Annotated in this window: 14 protein-coding genes; 4 read left to right on the top strand and 10 right to left on the bottom strand. The window is 61.6% G+C overall.

Translation table 11 applies throughout. The features are described 5' to 3' along the window. The first annotated feature begins 236 nt into the window (after positions 1 to 236). Complete coding sequence (locus SFY93_RS14125) at positions 237 to 1,037, top strand: ATP-binding cassette domain-containing protein (RefSeq protein ID WP_320447551.1); 801 nt, start codon at positions 237 to 239, stop codon at positions 1,035 to 1,037. Beyond that, positions 1,034 to 2,593, top strand: a complete 1,560-nt coding sequence (locus SFY93_RS14120) for an ABC transporter permease/substrate-binding protein (RefSeq protein WP_320447550.1) — start codon at positions 1,034 to 1,036, stop codon at positions 2,591 to 2,593. Before SFY93_RS14125 ends, SFY93_RS14120 begins: the two co-directional genes overlap by 4 nt. Positions 2,594 to 2,799: 206 nt before the next feature. On the opposite strand, the gene SFY93_RS14115 is transcribed toward SFY93_RS14120, so the two are convergent. From SFY93_RS14115 to SFY93_RS14095, 5 genes are all read right to left on the bottom strand, one after another. Then, complete coding sequence (locus tag SFY93_RS14115; protein WP_320447769.1) at positions 2,800 to 4,506, bottom strand: sulfatase-like hydrolase/transferase; 1,707 nt, start codon at positions 4,504 to 4,506, stop codon at positions 2,800 to 2,802. Positions 4,507 to 4,696: 190 nt separating this feature from the next. Next, entirely contained in the window at positions 4,697 to 6,382 is a 1,686-nt protein-coding gene (locus SFY93_RS14110; RefSeq protein WP_320447549.1) for a sulfatase-like hydrolase/transferase, read from the bottom strand. Positions 6,383 to 6,624: 242 nt separating this feature from the next. Further along, a complete protein-coding gene (locus SFY93_RS14105) occupies positions 6,625 to 7,881 on the bottom strand; it encodes an ABC transporter substrate-binding protein (protein ID WP_320447548.1) in 1,257 nt (418 codons plus the stop codon). Positions 7,882 to 7,995: 114 nt separating this feature from the next. Next, positions 7,996 to 8,724, bottom strand: a complete 729-nt coding sequence (locus SFY93_RS14100) for a FadR/GntR family transcriptional regulator (protein ID WP_320447547.1) — start codon at positions 8,722 to 8,724, stop codon at positions 7,996 to 7,998. A 73-nt stretch (positions 8,725 to 8,797) separates the two neighbouring features. After that, on the bottom strand, positions 8,798 to 9,646 hold the full coding sequence (locus SFY93_RS14095; protein WP_320447546.1) for an SDR family NAD(P)-dependent oxidoreductase: 849 nt from the start codon (positions 9,644 to 9,646) through the stop codon (positions 8,798 to 8,800). A 446-nt stretch (positions 9,647 to 10,092) separates the two neighbouring features. Between SFY93_RS14095 and SFY93_RS14090 the strand changes: the two genes are divergently transcribed. Further along, positions 10,093 to 10,641 carry a hypothetical protein gene (locus SFY93_RS14090; protein ID WP_320447545.1) on the top strand — a complete coding sequence of 183 codons (549 nt, stop codon included), beginning with the start codon at positions 10,093 to 10,095 and terminating at the stop codon, positions 10,639 to 10,641. A 53-nt stretch (positions 10,642 to 10,694) separates the two neighbouring features. Continuing rightward, positions 10,695 to 11,693, top strand: coding sequence for a hypothetical protein (locus SFY93_RS14085; protein ID WP_320447544.1), 999 nt, complete (start codon positions 10,695 to 10,697; stop codon positions 11,691 to 11,693). 70 nt (positions 11,694 to 11,763) lie between these two features. Here the strand turns inward: SFY93_RS14085 and ilvC are convergent, their stop codons facing one another. From ilvC to SFY93_RS14060, 5 genes are all read right to left on the bottom strand, one after another. After that, entirely contained in the window at positions 11,764 to 12,783 is a 1,020-nt protein-coding gene (ilvC, locus tag SFY93_RS14080) for a ketol-acid reductoisomerase (protein ID WP_089267877.1), read from the bottom strand. A 154-nt stretch (positions 12,784 to 12,937) separates the two neighbouring features. Then, positions 12,938 to 13,540 (bottom strand): LysE family translocator, encoded by a 603-nt coding sequence (locus SFY93_RS14075; protein ID WP_068738457.1) that lies wholly within the window; start codon positions 13,538 to 13,540, stop codon positions 12,938 to 12,940. 4 nt (positions 13,541 to 13,544) lie between these two features. Then, on the bottom strand, positions 13,545 to 14,417 hold the full coding sequence (locus tag SFY93_RS14070; protein WP_320447543.1) for an EamA family transporter: 873 nt from the start codon (positions 14,415 to 14,417) through the stop codon (positions 13,545 to 13,547). 18 nt (positions 14,418 to 14,435) lie between these two features. Further along, positions 14,436 to 14,978, bottom strand: a complete 543-nt coding sequence (gene ilvN, locus SFY93_RS14065) for an acetolactate synthase small subunit (protein ID WP_068738461.1) — start codon at positions 14,976 to 14,978, stop codon at positions 14,436 to 14,438. Between the two features lie 163 nt (positions 14,979 to 15,141). Further along, positions 15,142 to 16,920, bottom strand: a complete 1,779-nt coding sequence (locus SFY93_RS14060) for an acetolactate synthase 3 large subunit (protein WP_320447542.1) — start codon at positions 16,918 to 16,920, stop codon at positions 15,142 to 15,144. Positions 16,921 to 17,097: the final 177 nt, after the last annotated feature.

The following is a 17,097-nucleotide window of genomic DNA, read 5'->3' as shown; positions in this document are numbered from 1 at the left end:
GCAGCGATGATTTCAGAACTCGGTACATCGATGGCGCCCCATCTTCACCCTACCCTGGAGGGGGAGGGTCGGGCGACGCGAACGATGCGCAGCAGCGGTCGCGTTGTCCGGGGTGGGGTGACATGTTCATCCATGGAGCTTCCCATTCACCCCACCCCGCCACGTGCTTCGCACGTGGCGACCCTCCCCCTCCAGGGGAGGGTAAGCGACGACGCACCGCGTAAGATATCCGGCGCATGAGTCCCCTCATCCGCTTCTCTCGCATCAGCAAGAGCTTCGACGGCGGGGCCATCAAAGCCGTCGATGACGTTTCGCTCGATGTCGCCGAGGGTGAGTTCCTCGCGGTGGTCGGCGGCTCCGGCTCTGGCAAGACCACGCTGATGCGGCTGGCCAACCGGCTGATCGCGCCGGACGCGGGACACATCGCCATCGCTGGCGAGGACGTCGCGCAGGTCGATCCCATCGAGCTGCGCCGGCGCATCGGCTATGTGTTCCAAAGCGGCGGGTTGTTTCCGCATATGAGCATAGCCGACAATATCGGCATCACGCCGAAACTGCTTGGCACGCCGCCCAAGGAGATCGCCGTGCGTGTCGATGAATTGCTCGATCTCGTGCGCCTCGACCGCACGCAGCATCGCAACCGCTTCCCGCACGAACTCTCCGGCGGCCAGCGCCAGCGCGTCGGCGTCGCGCGAGCATTGGCTGCGAAGCCGCGCATCGTGCTGATGGACGAGCCTTTCGGTGCGCTCGATCCGCTGACCCGCGATGCGCTTGGCGACGACTACCGCGCGCTACATCGCAGCCTCGGCCTCACCACCATCATGATCACCCATGACATGACGGAGGCGATCCTGCTCGCGGACCGGATCGCGATGATGCACTCCGGCAAACTGCTCGCGGAGGGCACGCCCACCGAACTGGCTGAAAACACCGATGCCTATGTCGGCGAGTTGCTGGGCACACCGCGCCGGCAAGCAGAACGACTTCAGATACTGCTGCCGAAGGATAGTGCGGCGCCCCAAGGCGGCGCGACATGAGCCTGTTCACCGATCCGCGCTGGAGCGACGCGCTCGGGCATCTGCCGGATTATCTCGGCAGCCACGTGCGCGTCAGCCTTGCAGCGCTGGCGCTCGGTCTCATCATCAGCCTGCCGCTGGCCATCATCGCGCGGCACCGGCCGGTGATGCGCAGCGCGCTGCTCGGTGTGGCCAGCATCGTGCAGACAGTGCCGGGCCTGGCACTGCTGGCTTTGTTCTATCCCCTATTGCTCGCGCTTGCGGCGCTGTCGCTGCAATATCTCGACGTCAGCTTCTCGGCCTTCGGATTCCTGCCGGCCGTACTGGCGCTGGCGCTGTATTCGATGCTGCCGGTGCTGCGTAACACCATCACCGGATTGAACGGCGTCGATCCCGCACTCACCGAGGCGGCGCAAGGCGTCGGTATGACGCCGCGGCAATCGCTGACCATGGTCGAACTGCCGCTGGCATTGCCGGTCATGATGGCCGGCATCCGCACCTCCGCGGTGTGGGTGATCGGCACCGCGACACTGTCGACGCCGATCGGCCAGACCTCGCTCGGCAACTACATCTTCGCGGGGCTGCAGACGCAGAACTGGGTGCTGGTGATCTTCGGCTGCGTCGCCGCAGCAGTGCTGGCATTGGTCGTCGATCAATTGCTGGCGCTGATCGAAACCGGCATCCGCCTGCGCAGCCGCATCCGCACGACCATCGGCGTGCTCGGTATCGCGGCGCTGGTGATCGTCACACTCGCGCCGTCATTCGCCCGCTCCGGCACACGCATCGTGGTCGGCGCCAAGACCTTCACCGAACAATATGTGCTGGCCGCGCTGATGTCGCAGCGGCTGCAGGCAGCCGGCCTGCCCGCCACCACGCGGCAGGGTCTCGGCTCCAGCGTGATCTATGATGCGCTGGCCTCCGGCGATATCGATGTCTATATCGATTACTCCGGCACGCTGTGGGCCAACCAGTTTCACCGCACCGAGATCCTGCCACGCGAGCAGTTGCTGACCGAGCTGAAGACGACGTTGGCGAAACAAGGCATCACGCTGTTCGGCGAACTCGGTTTCGCCAATGCCTATGCGCTGGTAATGCCGCGCGCAAAGGCGCAGGCTCTGGGGATCAGGACCGCCACCGATCTCGCGGCGCTGAGCGCCACCATGACCATCGCCGGCGATTACGAGTTCTTTTCGCGGCCGGAATGGGCGGGACTGAAAACGGCCTATGGCCTGTCGTTCAAGACCCAGCGCACCATGCAGCCGGATTTCATGTATGCCGCCGTGGCCTCCGGCGAGGTCGATGTCATCGCCGGCTACACCAGCGACGGGCTGATCGCGAAATACGATCTCGTGGTGCTGGACGATCCCAAACATGCGATCCCGCCCTATGACGCGATCATGCTGCTGGCGCCGAAACGCGCGGATGATGAGAAGCTGCGCAGCGCCTTGCAGCCGCTGCTCGGCAGGATCGACCTGCCGCTGATGCGCGAGGCAAACCTGCGCGCCGCCGGGAATGATGCGACGAGCTCGCCGGAGAGCGTTGCAAAGTGGATGTGGGAGAAGATGGGGACGAAGTAGAGTGTTCTTTTTCCCCTCTCCCCTTGCGGGAGAGGGTGCCTGAGCGAAGCGAAGGCGGGAGAGGGTAGTCGCAAGGTGCGCCGCGCGTGGCGCCCCCTCTCCCGTCTCGACCGCCCGCGCGAAGCAAAGCTTCGCTAGAGCGGTCGATCCACCCTCTCCCACCTTGCGAAGCTTCGCTTCGCGGGGGAGAGGGGAAGAAAGAGAGACTACAAATTCTTGATCATCCCCGCATCGATCAACAGGCGATTGAATCGTCGCGCTTCCGCGCCGTCCTTGCAGGCGTAAAACAGTCCCTTGCAGCGAAGCATGATCTTCTTTTGCTCCTCGAAGGACGGGTCCAGCGGAATGCCTGCAGCTTCCTGGATGACCAGCGGCAGATAGGGCCCGTCGATCGTATCCATCACCGTCGCGCTCTTCACCGGTTCGAAATTGATCGCGTCGATGGCGTAATAGGTCGCGTAGTAGCGCGGATCGTAACTCTGCAGCTTCTTGCCGAGGCCCGCTTCATCCATGTTGGGATCGAGAATGCCCGGCGCGAATTCCGGCTGATGATCGCCATAGCGTACGATCAGGAACGGCTGCGCTGGAAACTGCTTCTTCAGCTTCGCGACGAACGCACTATAGTGATCGACGCTCATCGCTTGCCGGCGCAGATATTCATCAACCACCGGCACGTTGCCGGGCGCACGCCAGCCCGGCGTCATGTCGGGGCGAAATCTGGTTTCCCACGGAAAGTGATTGGCGGCGAGGTAGACGAACATGAACAGCGGATTGGCCGGCGGCTGCTCGGCCATCAGGCGCGCCGCTGAATCGTAGAAGAAGCTGTCGGGCTCGACGCCCTTGGCGCCGAGATCCTTGGCGTCATAGAAGCGCTCGACGCCGGTGGTGGTCTGGAAGCTGCGCGCGCTCATGAAGGCGCCGAAGGCCGGATAGAGCGAGATAGTGCTGTAGCCACAGCGGCGCAGCGCCAACGGCAATCCGCGCTCGACGCGGCCCGAAGCGATGCGCGTGACGAAATAGGAGAACGGCCCGAACGAGCGCGACGACAGTCCGGCCAGTACGTTGTATTCGGTGAACCAGCTCGGCCCGCCATTGCTCTCGGCGAGAAATTTGCGCGCCTTGCCGTCCCATGAATCGAAGTGGCTGCCATAGCCTTTCGGCGTCTTCACGCCGGCGGCCTGACGGATGTCGAAGGACGACTCGTCATGCACCATGATGATGTGCGGACGACGTCCCGCCGGATGGCAGGAATCCTCCAGCGGCAACTTCAGCCGCTCGGTGATGACCGCGTCGGACTCCATGAAACCGTGGCTGCTGAAGTCCGACACGGCGGTGACGCCGGAGCGCGCGAATTTCGACAGATAGCCGTCATCGTAATAGCCGCGCCAGGCTTCATCGGGCCAGGCCAACGCATAGCCCGTCAATGCGGCGAGGCAAGCCGTCAGCGCGGCCAGCGCCGGCAGCCGCCGGATGCGGAACGGATCGAGCCACCACAGCGCATACATGAGTGGCACCACCACGACGGCGGCGCCAATGGCGGACCAGCGCAGGTTCGGAAAGATCATGAACAGGAAGGCCGCGGTATCGCGGTCGATCACCATCAGGTCGACGAAGTTCGCGGTCATCTGGACCACGTCGTGCTTCAGCCGCGACAGCAGCACGAGGATGACGACCAGGGTCAGCGACAGCGCTCCCGACAGCGCGGGACGGCGCAGCAGCGCAATCCAGAACAAGTTGAGAATGGCCCAGGCCAGGACGAAGCCCACCCGTCCCACCAGATCGGTCTCGGTCTGGACCATCACCAGCAGCGCGCCGAAATGCGGCGCAGCCACGGCCAACAGCCGCCACACGCTGGTCGGCGCGGCGACAGCAGTTGACGAGACGCTGGGTACTGGATTGAGCGGAGGCGCCATGGCGGCACGCAACACCACCGGCGAGGCCTCGGGCCTGGGCTGGCGACGGCCAGAGGGCGCATGTCGCAGCCGGAAACTGCGATATGTCATTAATTTGTAATGTAATTGTCACGAACGAGCAATGAACTTGGCTCGAACGGGATGGACGGAACCAGCGGACACCCTGCCCTCACTGCTGCAGCCGGCCGGGTCAGAGATCCTTGATCAGCCCCGCATCGATCAGCCAGCGATTGAACCGGCTCGCTTCGTCGCCGCCCTTGCAGCCATAGAACACGCCCTTGCAGCGAAGCATGATCTTCTTCTGCTCGACGAAGGATGGATCGAGCGGCACGCGTGCGGCCTCCTGCACCATGAGCGGCAGATAGGCTGCATCCAGCACCGGCAACGCCGATGCCAGGTCGGGCCGGTAGTTCAGCGCGTCGATGGCGTAATAGGTCGTATAGTATCTGACATCATGCGTCATGATCCGGTCGGCGCGCTTCGGCTGCGGCAGTTCGGGCTCTAGCAGTTTCTGCGCGATCGCCGGCTGATGATCGCCGAACCGCACCAGCAGGAACGGCTCGGTCGGATGGTCCTTCTGGAGCTGCGCGACAAAGTCCTTGTAGTCCGCAGCCGTCATGGCCTGGCGGCGGATATACTCATCCACCTCCGCCGTATTGCCCGGCGCCTGCCAGCCGGCCGGCGTCAGGTCGTCCCGATAGGTCGTGGTCCACGGAAAGTGATTGGCGGTGAGATAGACCAGCACGAAGACCGGCTGGTCGGTCTTGCTCTCGCGCGCGATGAGGTCCCTGGCCTGATCGAAATAGAACCTGTCGGGCTGCATGTCCTCGCTCACGCCCATCGCGGCCATGTCGATAAAGCCATCGATGCCGGCGCCCTCCTGGAAGCTGCGGGCGCTGAGGAAATTGCCGTAGGTCGGATACAGCGAGAAGGTCTTGTAGCCGCAGCGCTGCAGCGCCTGCGGCAGGCCGCGCGAGATCTTTCCGGCGGCGATACGCGTCACATAGAACTTCAGCGCGCCGAAGGACCGCGCTGACAGTCCGGTGAAGATATTGAACTCGGTGTACCAGGTCGGCCCGCCGCTGGACTCGGTGATCAACGCACGCTGCTGGCCATCCGACGACTTGAAGTTATCATGATAGCCCGCCGGCACCTTGATGCCGGGGGCCGCGGACACGTCGAAGGACGACTCGTCGAGCACCATCACGATATTCGGCCGCTTCACGCCCAGCTCGCAGGTGGTCATCGGCGACGCCTGCGCCGAGCTGACGAGGCTCTTGGAATCCGCCTCGATCCAGCCGGTCGCGGTCAGATGCGAGACCGAGACCACGCCCGAACGCGCCAGATTGGAAATGTGATTGACGCCCTGGAACGGCTCCCATGGCTTTTCGGGATTGGCCGCCGAAAGTCCGACGATTCCGACCATGCAGACGCCCGCACAGGCCAGCGCTGTGCGGCGGCGCAGGCGGAACGGATCGGCGCGCCAGATCAGCCACAGGATCGGCAGCGCGACGGCAGCGGCGATAAGGAGCCAGGTCCGCAGCTGCGGGAAGATCGAATGCAGGAACGAGATCGTGTCACGATCGATGATCAGGAAATCCAGGAAGGTCAGCGTGAGCTGCGTGATCCCGAATTTGAACTGCGACAGCACGATCAGCGTCGTGACCAGCAGCAGCGACAGCACCGCGCTGACCCCCGGCCGCTTGAACAACGCGAGGAACAGGAAGTTCAGCAAACCCCAGGTGAACAGCGCCAGCGTGTTGGCGAACGGGCCATATTCGACCGAGGCGAGAACATAGATCGCGAGCGTATGGATCGCAGCGATCAGCGCCGTGCGCAGCGGCCACTGCCGAACATATTGCCAAACGGCTGCCAATCGCTCCCTGAAGCGGCGGCCGGCTTGCTCCGGGGAGACTGAGATCGGCGACGGCAGCATGACTTGCCTGCGAACACCCGGCAAGAAAACTACCCTGTCTGGCAACGGCCAGCCGGCTCACACCGCGACCGGACCCTGCGGAATGTCACAAAATCGTAATACAGGCGTCATGAACGGACAATGAACCTTTCGACGCAGGCGGTGCCGGTCCGGGCGCCGCCTGCCGTCGTCATCCCTCGCCTCTACCGCACCGCGGTCGGCGTCTCGCCCTTGATGATCTCGCCGAAGCGCTGCCAGCGCTCGCCCTTGAAGCTCATCATCTGGAACTGGTCGATGGGCGAGAAGTCGGTCGGGCTGGTATTGACGGTCACGCCCGGCAGCAACCCGTCGAGCTGCACGTTCTTGAGGTTGGCGGCCTGCTTCATCAGGTTCTCATGGGTGAGATCGTCGCCGCACTGCTTCAGCGCCTCGACCATGGTCTGGGCGATGCTGTAGCCGGATAGCACGGTGCTCTCCATCGCCTTCCCTTCCGGAATGTACTTCTCGACATAGGCGTAGAACTTCAGCATGCCCGGATCGTCCTTCCACTGCGGATCGGTCGGATCCTTGGCGAAGGTCGCGGAGACGACGTCCTGCGCATTCTCGAGGCCGGCCGGACGCAGCACGCTGCCGAGCGACGAACTCGCATTCGGCACGATATGCAGCGGCTTCCAGCCGAGCTCGGCAACCTTCTTGATCGACTGCGCGGCGAACTTGCCGGTGGCGAAGGAGAAGATCGTGTCGACGCCGGCAGCCTTCAGCTTGACGATGTGCGAGTCGACGGTCGGCTCGGAGACCTCGTAGCTCGTCTCCATCACGATCATCGTTGAGGCCTTGTCGCCAAGGCCTTCCTTCAATCCCTTGACATAGTCCTTGCCGAAATCGTCGTTCTGATAGAACACGCCGATCTTCGCATCCGGCTTCTCCTTCAGAAGATACTTCGCATAGGCCGCAGCCTCGGCGTGATAGCTCGGCAGCCAGCCCATGGTCCATGGAAACTGCTTCGGATCGTTCCAGCGGGTGGCACCGGTCGCCAGGAAGAGTTGCGGCGTCTTCTTGGCATTGACGTATTTCTGGATCGCGGCATTCGCGGCCGTGCCGACATTGCCGACGATGGCCATCACCTCGTCGCTCTCGACCAGCTTGCGGGTCTGCTCCACGGTCTTCGGCGGCGAATAGGCGTCGTCATAGCTGATGAAGACGATCTTGCGGCCGTTGATGCCGCCCTCATCATTGATCTTCTTGAAATAGGCGGCATAGGACTTGCCGAGAATGCCGTAAGCAGACGCCGGGCCGCTATAGGGCACGGTGTTCCCGATCTTGATTTCGGTATCGCTGGCGCCGGGGCCATATGTCTTCTGCGCCAGTGCCGGGCTCGCGGCCAGTGCAATCGCAGCTGCGAACGCAGCCATGATGCTGGCGGCCGCTGGCGCGGCCCTGGAAGTCGTCGTGATACGCATTTTCTGTCCTTCTTTTTGCGTTTCCATAAGTGACGGCCGTTGCCGTATGCGATCCGAGCCTTCCCGTTTGTCGGGATTGTTGAACGGCCCGTCAGATGCGTGTGTTCGTCGTGATCAGTCCTTGACGTCGGAGTCTGTGGCGCCCTGCTCGGCCAATGCTCGAACGTCTTCGGCGGCGGTCTGCACGTGGCGATGCACCAGCATTGTGGCTGTCGCTTCGTCGCGCGCTGCGATCGCGGCGACAAAAGCGCGGTGATCAATGAGCGAGCGCTGGCGGATCTCGGCAGAGGCGAAATAGCGGCGCCGCCAGCCCGTGCTCATCAGCATCAGCGGCGTCAGCGTGCGCACCAGCACACGGTTCTGGCTCGCCGCGACAACCGCAAGATGGAATGCGACGTCTTCATCGGCGAGATTGCTGCCATTGGCGACGAGCGCCGCATAGGTGTCGAGCAGCTGATGCAGCTTCTTGAGATCGGCGTCGGTGCGGCGCTGACAGGCCAGCCGGAACGCCTGTTCCTCGCACAGAATTCTGGCCTCGGTGACATCGCGCGTCACCTGCGCATCGAAGGGCAGGCCAAGGTCGGCCTGCAGCACCAGCGCATCGAGCCCGCTGTCTTCCAGCGCGTTGCGCAGATAGATGCCTGATTTGGGCTTCCGCTCGGTGATGCGCATGGCATCGAGCACCGCCAGCGCCTCGCGGACCGAGCCGCGCGTCACCCCGAACCGCTCCGACAGATCCCGCTCCGACGGCAGCCGGTCGCCTTTCGCAAGCCGGTGGTGCCGGACGAATTCGAGCATTTTCCGAACGGCGTCGGAGGTGTCGGTACTGACCGCAGCGAGCATGGATTGACCCTACCAATCTGGTAGGACCAATTAGGCCATTTTGGCCCCCCTGTCGAGGCGACAAATGGCCCCGCTATTTGGGCCGCAGCCCGAGTTGCTTGGCCATAATCGCGTCCAGCCACCGCTTTGGCAGCAAACCGGCGACGAAGGTCTGGACCGGCTCCGGCGACGCCACCACGCGCAGCTTCGGCCGGGATGCGGTCAGCGCTCGGTGCACCAGCTCAGCGATCTTCTCCGGCGGCAGCCCGTTCTTCGCCAGCTTCATCAGCATCTCGCGCAGCTTCGTTAGCGCCGGCAGAAACGGCGACGCATCGAAGCGCGCCATATCGATCGCCTCGGCCTTGTCCCAGATCGGCGTGCGCACGGCCCCCGGCGCGATCACCAGCACGTCGATACCGAACAGCATGAATTCGCGTCGCAGGCTCTCGGCCAGCCCCTCCAGTGCGAATTTCGACGCGCTATAGGGCGACAGCAGTGGATTGCCGAACTGGCCGGACACCGAACTCATCATCACGATGCGCCCGGGCGCGCCCGTCATCGCCGAATCGGCGCCGAGCAGCGGCGCGAAGGCCTTGGTGACGATCACCGGCCCCATCACATTGATCTCGATCTGCTGGCGAAACTCGTCCACCGCCAGATCGAGCAGCGCGCCGGGAACCGCAACGCCTGCATTGTTGACGAGACCCGCGAGCGTCTCGCCATTCAGCGCGGCGCGGACCTGGGCAGCGGCGGCCAACACAGCGGCCACATCGGTCACATCGAATAGCAGCGGGATGAAGTTCGCGCCGAACTCGGCTTGCAACCGCTCTGTATCAACCTGCCTACGGACACTGCCGAATACGCGAAAACCGCGCGCGAGTAGAAGCTTCGCCGTGGCGTGGCCGATGCCCGTGGAGACGCCGGTGATGACGATGGATCGCATGAAAGGTCTCCAATAAAAGCTTTTGCTTTTTACTACCTCGTTGGCCATCACGGCGATGAACTCCTTGCGCGGGCGTCAACAGATCCACGCTTACCCAACACAAAAAAGGACCGCGTTTGCCGCATTCACTTTCTTCAAACCTCGACCACTAAAAAGAGAAAGGAGCCCATAAACACCTGTGGATATATATGACAGATTAATACAATCTAATTGCGAACAGCGCTCCGCTTGCCTTCATTGATGGGAATTACAAAGGGGGCGGCATGTTTCGAGCAGGAGCAGCGTTAGTAAGCCTGGTCGTCCTGGGTGGATGTAAGAGCGCAACAGAGAGTAATTGGGTCTCAGCACCCACTCCTCAGGAAATCACCAGATACGCTGGCGAAACCGGGACAACTACGATTGCCGATGCCCGAGGTGTTCGGCAGATGTATTCTTCGGAGTACCTATTGGCCAGCATCAACTACACAAACGAAAAGTGCGATGACTTCTTCGACAAACTCGCCCGCTTTCAGCAAGATCTGTCATTTATTGACAAGGTCCTTGCAGCCTCCATTACAGCTGCAACCCCGCTCATGGCCGCATATGGAGCGGGCACGACAGCAATCGCGACGACAGCAGCGACCGTCGCATATGGACAGAACCTCAATAAGTTCGCATCTGAGATTTATGCGTTTGCTCCATATTCGACGCAGCTGAAGCGCCATGTGAAAGAGCAAATGGAAGCCTACCTGAACGGAATAAGCTCAGACTGGAGAAAGGGAAGGCTTCAAGAGGCAGCATGCACCGCGACTGGCGGCTGCTATAATGAACTGGAGCGATTAGTCGTTGTCCGCGGCAGGGCACAGCAATACGCAAACATATGCTCATTGGCGAACCTAAGGGCCATTATCGACTCTTCCCTCGCAAACACCATATCCAAGTGCTCCACTCCGAACGGAAAGCAGCTCAACGTCACCGGAGCCGAAGTAACAAATTGCAAGTCCGAAGGGACATAGACCTCCGCATTTTCACATTCATTAATTTAGCAAGCCACTGGGAGCGGAATTCGATGAGAGCCATTACTCTTTCCATCTTCGCTTTGTTTGCACTGATTGATTTTCAACACACCGCTCATGCCGCTGGATGCAAGAAGGTCGCTTCGTCCAGCGAAATCTTGGTCAGCATTAGCTCTCTGGACAACCTGAAAACGATCGGCATTACGCGCGAGCTGATTTTCGAAGCTCTGAAAGACGTATCCATTCCGGAAACTAGCGGCTGCTGGTCAGGCTACACGGGGAATTTCGACGGCCAGATCATATCGCTCGGGGTTCTTCAGTGGAACTACGGCCAATCCTCTTTACAGAGCCTTATGACTGCGTATCAAAACCAATTCGCTACAGACAAAGCCTACGACGAGGAGATCGAACGGATCATGCCGAAGCATGGCGATCTACTATTTTCAAAGGGCTGCCTCAAAGTTCCAATTACTAACGATTGCCGGAATGAGCTTCTTGCGCTTCAGCAAAACCAGACCTCGGCTGCATCGCTCAAGCAGGAACTGAACGCGCTGTTTGAATCCTCACCCATGATTCAGGTCCAGACAGACCGCTTCGTCAGGTTACTGGAGAGTGTCCGCGACGACCTGCGTCGCATGTTCGCAAACAGCGCCTCCTCCGTAAGAAGAATCAAATGGGCAATCGACACTAAAGTCCAGCAAGGAAAATTTCCTGAGAATGCGGATATCGAACGTATCCGAAATGGCTGGAAAACGCTTGATCAGGCGACACAACAGAAGAAGCTACACTCTCTGATTGCTTGGTATCAGGCTCTCGCTGGCTCGCCCGATCAAGATGGGACCTCGCGAATCTCAGACAATGCGGACGCATGGAACAAGCGGATTTCTGCGAACGCACTAACAGATGAACAGATCGATTTACTTCACTTGACCTTCCTGAAGAGCCGCACAGCTCAGGGGCAAGCGGGAAGATGGCAAGCCCTCACGTTCCAGAGACGAGCCAAGATTATATTCGGCATTGGATGTGTTGCGGGAGAATGCGCTGGCATCTAGCCAGCTAGCGGCAAGGCGAGATCATTGCCGGAGCAAATTTTGATCTTTTGCTCCGGCGATGATGTTGATTTTAGTTCTTGGTCTTGTCGACCAGCGCCTTTTCCTTGATCCACGGCATCATGTCGCGGAGCTTGGCGCCCACTTCCTCGATCGGATGCGCATTGTTGCGCTGACGGGTCGCCTTGAACGAGGCCTGGTTGACCTTGTTTTCCAGCATCCAGTCGCGCGCGAACTTGCCGGACTGAATGTCGGTCAGCACGCGCTTCATCTCGGCCTTGGTTTCCGAGGTGACGATGCGCGGGCCGGTGACGTATTCGCCGTATTCCGCGGTGTTGGAGATCGAGTAGTTCATGTTGGCGATGCCGCCTTCATAGATCAGGTCGACGATCAGCTTCAGCTCGTGCAGGCACTCGAAGTAAGCCATTTCCGGTGCGTAGCCGGCTTCCACCAGCGTCTCGAAGCCGGCGCGGATCAATTCGACCGTGCCGCCGCAAAGAACGGCCTGCTCGCCGAACAGATCGGTTTCGCACTCTTCCTTGAACGAGGTCTCGATGATTCCGGCGCGGCCGCCGCCCACTGCCGAAGCGTAGCTCAGGCCGAGGTCATGGGCGTTGCCCGAAACGTCCTTGTGAACCGCGATCAGGCAGGGCACGCCGCCGCCGCGCTGATATTCCGAACGCACGGTGTGGCCTGGACCCTTCGGTGCGATCATCAGCACGTCGAGATCTTCACGCGGATCAAGCAGGTTGAAGTGCACGTTGAGGCCGTGTGCGAAGACGAGCGCTGCGCCCTTCTTCATGTTGTCGTGCATGTGGTCGCGATAGATGTCGCCCTGCAATTCGTCGGGGGTGAGCATCATCATCAGGTCGGCCCACTTGGCGGCCTCGGCGACTTCCATCACCTTGAAGCCGGCGGCTTCCGCCTTCTTCGCGGTGGCCGAGCCCTTGCGGAGCGCGATCACGACGTCCTTGACGCCGCTGTCCTTGAGGTTCAGCGCATGGGCATGGCCCTGGCTGCCGTAGCCGACGATGCAGACCTTCTTGCCCTTGATCAGGTTCAGGTCGGCGTCGCGATCGTAATAAACTCGCATGGGTATTTCCTCTCTTCAGCAACTATATTTCAAAGCTGCCCGTTCGAACCGGTCTCAAGCCGAATGGCCGAAGACCATGAATTGCCGCCGGTTTCTAGGGCGACGGGTGCCGCGAGACAAGCCCGCGACGGTGATTTTACGCTGCGCGTCGGGCTCATAGCTCGACCAGCACCGGATACAGGGAGGCCAGCAGCAGCAGCCCCATGACGATATTGAACGCCCGGACCGCGCCAGGCGATTTTACCAGCGATTGCAGCGAGGTGCCGCACAGCACCCAGGTGACGCAGGACACGAACCCGAGCAGCAGCGACAGGGCGACCTGCAGCAGGATGTTCCAGGGATAGTTCGCAATCGCCGCATAGGCGGTGATGGTGCCGATCACCATCACCCAGCCCTTGACGTTGACCCATTGAAACAGCGCTGCGCCGAAAAACGTCATCGGCCGGCGCCGTTCGGCGTCACCCGGGTTGGGCGGACCGGACATCCCGATCGCAAAGGCGAGATAGACGAGATAAGCGGCGCCGGCATATTTCAGGATGGTGTGCAGCACCGGATAGGAGGTGAAGACCGCCCCCAATCCGAGGCCCGTAACGGCGACCATGAAAGCAAAGCCGACGGTGACGCCGAAGACATGCGGCAGCGTACGACGAAAGCCAAAATTAAGCCCCGACGCGAGCAGCATGATGTTGTTCGGGCCGGGCGTGAAGAACATCACGATGGCGAACACGATAAAGGCGAACAAGAGTTGTTGCGACATGACCTCAGACCACCTCGACAAGCGTGGGTGGGCGCTTCGACAGCAGCATCACGGCAATGCCGCAGACAACGACGATCATGCCCGCGAGCCGCAGTGATCCAAACTGTTCGCCGAACGTGACGCTCGACGCAGCCGCCCCGATAAAGGGCACCAGCAGCGCGAACGGCACGACCTGCGCCGCGGAATAGTCACGCAGCAGCCGGCCCCAGATCCAGTAACCCAGCGTGGTGCCGACCAGCGCGAGGAACAACACACAGGCGAAGGCCTTCAGCGAGGCATGCGTCAGCGATTGCCAGGTCGTGCTTGCGCCATCGACACTGAACAGCACCACCAGCAACGGCAGCAGGGCCACGAGGCTGATCCAGGCGAACAGATCGAGCATCGGCACACCTTGCGCGCGCCGCAGCAGCAGATTGGAGAATGCAAAGCTTATCGGCGCGGTCATCAGCACCATGAAGGGGAACACGCTGAAGTCATAGCCGACCGTGAAGCAGATCATCAGCAGCCCGCCCATGGCGATGGCGATACCCGCGACCTGCTGCCGGGTCGGCAATTCGCGCAGGAACAGCGCTGCGGCGCCCACCGTGAACAGCGCCTGGCTCTGCACGATCACCGAGGTCAACCCCGCCGGCACGCCATGCGCCATGCCATAGGTCTGCGCCAGGAATTGCGCTACCAGGAGCCAGCTTGTGGCGACGATCAGCAGCCATGACAGCTTCGGCTTCGGCAGGAACAGGCACGGCAGCGCCGTGATGCCGAAGCGCAGCGTGGTGAGCAGCGTCGACGACATCTCGTCGACCGCCATCCGGGTCAGCACGAAGCCGACGCCCCAGATCACGGCCACTGCGACGGCCAACGCGATGTCGAGAGGTTTCATGACTGCGATGCGCGGAGGCTACATCCCCTCCGGTCCGCGGCTGATGGCGGCGACGCCGGTGCGCGAGATCTCGACAAGGCCAAGCGGCCGCATCAGATCGATGAACTGGTTGATCTTGCCGGTATTGCCGGTGATCTCGAATACGAAGCTCTCGATGGTGGCGTCGATCACGCGGGCGCGGAATGCTTCGGCGAGGCGCAGCGCCTCGACGCGATGCTCGCCGGTGCCGCGCAGCTTGACCATGGCAAGCTCACGCTCGATGGAGCGGCCGGTCAGCGTCATGTCGACGACGCGATGCACCGGAATCATGCGATCGAGCTGATGCTTGATCTGCGTGATCACCATCGGCGTGCCGGTGGTGACAATGGTGATGCGCGAGACATGCTTGTGGCTCTCGGTCTCCGACACCGTGAGACTTTCGATGTTGTAACCGCGGCCCGAAAAAAGCCCGATGACGCGCGCGAGCACGCCGGGCTCATTGGCGACGAGCACCGTCAGCGTATGCGTCTCGTTGGGATCGTGACGCTCTTCCATGAAATAGGCGGAGGCAGGCTGTTCCATTGTCGTTCCCTGTCGAAGTCTCGTTTGGCTTTCGCCACGATGTTACATCCCTCATGGTGAGGAGCGCGGCTTCGCGCGTCTCGAACCATGAGCTTGGACACTCATCCTTCGAGACGCCGCACAAGAGTGCGGCTCCTCAGGATGAGGGCCTGTGTTATCTGCATCACACCAGCGCCTTGCCGCCGGCGAAGGCTGCCGCGGTGGCTTCATCATTCGCTTCCAGCGGCAGCAGCATTTCGTTATGCGCCTTGCCGGACGGGATCATCGGGAAGCAATTTTCCAGCGCCGCAACGCGGCAGTCGAACAGCACCGGCTTCTTCACCTTGATCATTTCCTGCAACGCGCCGTCGAGATCGCCGGGCTTGCTGCACTGGAATCCGACGCCGCCATAGGCCTCAGCAAGCTTGACGAAATCAGGCAGTGCTTCCGAGTACGAATGCGACAGCCGGTTGCCATGCAGCAGCTGCTGCCACTGGCGCACCATGCCCATATACTGGTTGTTCAGGATGAAGATCTTGATCGGCAATTCGTGCTGAACCGCCGCCGACATTTCCTGCATCGTCATCTGCACCGAGGCATCGCCGCCGATATCGATGACCAGCGAGTCCGGATGCGCAACCTGCACGCCCAGCGCCGCCGGCAGGCCGTAGCCCATGGTGCCCAGGCCGCCGGATGTCATCCAGCGATGCGGTTCCTCGAAGCCGAAGAACTGCGCCGCCCACATCTGATGCTGGCCGACTTCGGTCGTGATGTAGGTGTCGTGACCGCGCGTCGCCTCGAACAACCGCTGGATCGCGAATTGCGGCAGGATCACATCGTCGTTCTTCTTGTAGGCCAGCGAATTGCGCGCGCGCCAGGTGGCGATGGTCTTCCACCAGTCCTTGGTGTCGGGCTTCTTCGCCTCGGATTTGAACACCTGCAGGATGTCGCCGAGCACGTTTCCGCAATCGCCGATGATCGGGATATCGACGCGGATGTTCTTGTTGATCGACGACGGGTCGATGTCGATATGGATCTTCTTCGAGTTCGGCGAGAACGCATCGGTGCGGCCGGTGATGCGGTCGTCGAAGCGCGCGCCGACGCACAGCATGACGTCGCAGTCATGCATTGCCATGTTGGCTTCGTAGGTGCCGTGCATGCCCAGCATGCCCAGCCAATTCGGGCCGGACGCCGGATAGGCGCCGAGGCCCATCAGCGTCGAGGTGATCGGGAAACCGGTGACTTCGACCAGCTCGCGCAGCAGCTTCGACGCCGCGAGGCCCGAATTGATGACGCCGCCGCCGGAATAGATGATCGGCTTCTTGGCTCCCGCCAGCAACGACACCGCCTTGCGGATCGCATTGGCATCGCCCTTCACGCGCGGCGCGTAGGAGATGTGGACGTCCGACTTGCGCGGCGGATGATAGGTGCCGGTGGCGAACTGCACGTCCTTCGGCACGTCGACGACGACCGGGCCCGGACGGCCCGTTGTCGCAACATAGAAGGCTTCATGCAGCACCTTGGCGAGATCGTTGACGTCGCGGACCAGCCAGTTGTGCTTGGTGCAGGGCCGCGTGATGCCGACGGTGTCGCATTCCTGGAACGCGTCGTTACCAATGAGATGCGTCGGGACCTGGCCGGTGATGCAGACCAGCGGGATCGAATCCATCAGCGCATCGGCCAGCGGCGTCACCATATTGGTGGCGCCCGGACCCGAGGTCACCAGCACGACGCCCGGCAGGCCGGTCGAGCGCGCATAGCCCTCCGCAGCATGGCCGGCGCCCTGCTCGTGGCGGACCAGAATGTGCTCGACCTCGGACTGCTGGTAGATCTCGTCATAGATCGGCAGCACCGCACCGCCGGGATAGCCGAAGATGTGCTTGACGCCATGATCCGCAAGCGCGCGCACGATCATCGCTGCGCCGGTCATCTGATTGGGATCGTGAGGCTTGCTGTCGCTCATGGTTCGCTCCGGATGCGCTCTGCGGCGCGGCTTGGTCTGGATGGTCGCTGGGTTCGGAAAGCTTGAAGTTCAGACAATAAAAAAGGGCCCGTTCAGGACCCTGTGCACACCGCTCGGTTCGTGGGTAGCCGTCAGCTACCCCCGGCGGTGCGCCAGGGTACCACGATAATAAGGAGA

The organism is Tardiphaga sp. 42S5 (assembly GCF_034044155.1).
Classification (GTDB): Bacteria; Pseudomonadota; Alphaproteobacteria; order Rhizobiales; family Xanthobacteraceae; genus Tardiphaga; species Tardiphaga robiniae.
Note: the sequence above shows the minus strand (reverse complement) of the source record. Positions and strands in the feature narration are given on the sequence as shown.

Excerpts from the sequence above, each read along its gene's own strand:
- ilvN (WP_068738461.1), bottom strand. The coding sequence starts at position 14,978 with ATGGAACAGCCTGCCTCCGCCTATTTCATGGAAGAGCGTCACGATCCC.
- SFY93_RS14105 (WP_320447548.1), bottom strand. The coding sequence starts at position 7,881 with ATGCGTATCACGACGACTTCCAGGGCCGCGCCAGCGGCCGCCAGCATC.
- SFY93_RS14085 (WP_320447544.1), top strand. The coding sequence starts at position 10,695 with ATGAGAGCCATTACTCTTTCCATCTTCGCTTTGTTTGCACTGATTGAT.
- SFY93_RS14120 (WP_320447550.1), top strand. The coding sequence starts at position 1,034 with ATGAGCCTGTTCACCGATCCGCGCTGGAGCGACGCGCTCGGGCATCTG.
- SFY93_RS14095 (WP_320447546.1), bottom strand. The coding sequence starts at position 9,646 with ATGCGATCCATCGTCATCACCGGCGTCTCCACGGGCATCGGCCACGCC.
- SFY93_RS14060 (WP_320447542.1), bottom strand. The coding sequence starts at position 16,920 with ATGAGCGACAGCAAGCCTCACGATCCCAATCAGATGACCGGCGCAGCG.
- SFY93_RS14070 (WP_320447543.1), bottom strand. The coding sequence starts at position 14,417 with ATGAAACCTCTCGACATCGCGTTGGCCGTCGCAGTGGCCGTGATCTGG.
- SFY93_RS14100 (WP_320447547.1), bottom strand. The coding sequence starts at position 8,724 with ATGCTCGCTGCGGTCAGTACCGACACCTCCGACGCCGTTCGGAAAATG.
- SFY93_RS14125 (WP_320447551.1), top strand. The coding sequence starts at position 237 with ATGAGTCCCCTCATCCGCTTCTCTCGCATCAGCAAGAGCTTCGACGGC.
- SFY93_RS14075 (WP_068738457.1), bottom strand. The coding sequence starts at position 13,540 with ATGTCGCAACAACTCTTGTTCGCCTTTATCGTGTTCGCCATCGTGATG.
- ilvC (WP_089267877.1), bottom strand. The coding sequence starts at position 12,783 with ATGCGAGTTTATTACGATCGCGACGCCGACCTGAACCTGATCAAGGGC.
- SFY93_RS14115 (WP_320447769.1), bottom strand. The coding sequence starts at position 4,506 with ATGGCGCCTCCGCTCAATCCAGTACCCAGCGTCTCGTCAACTGCTGTC.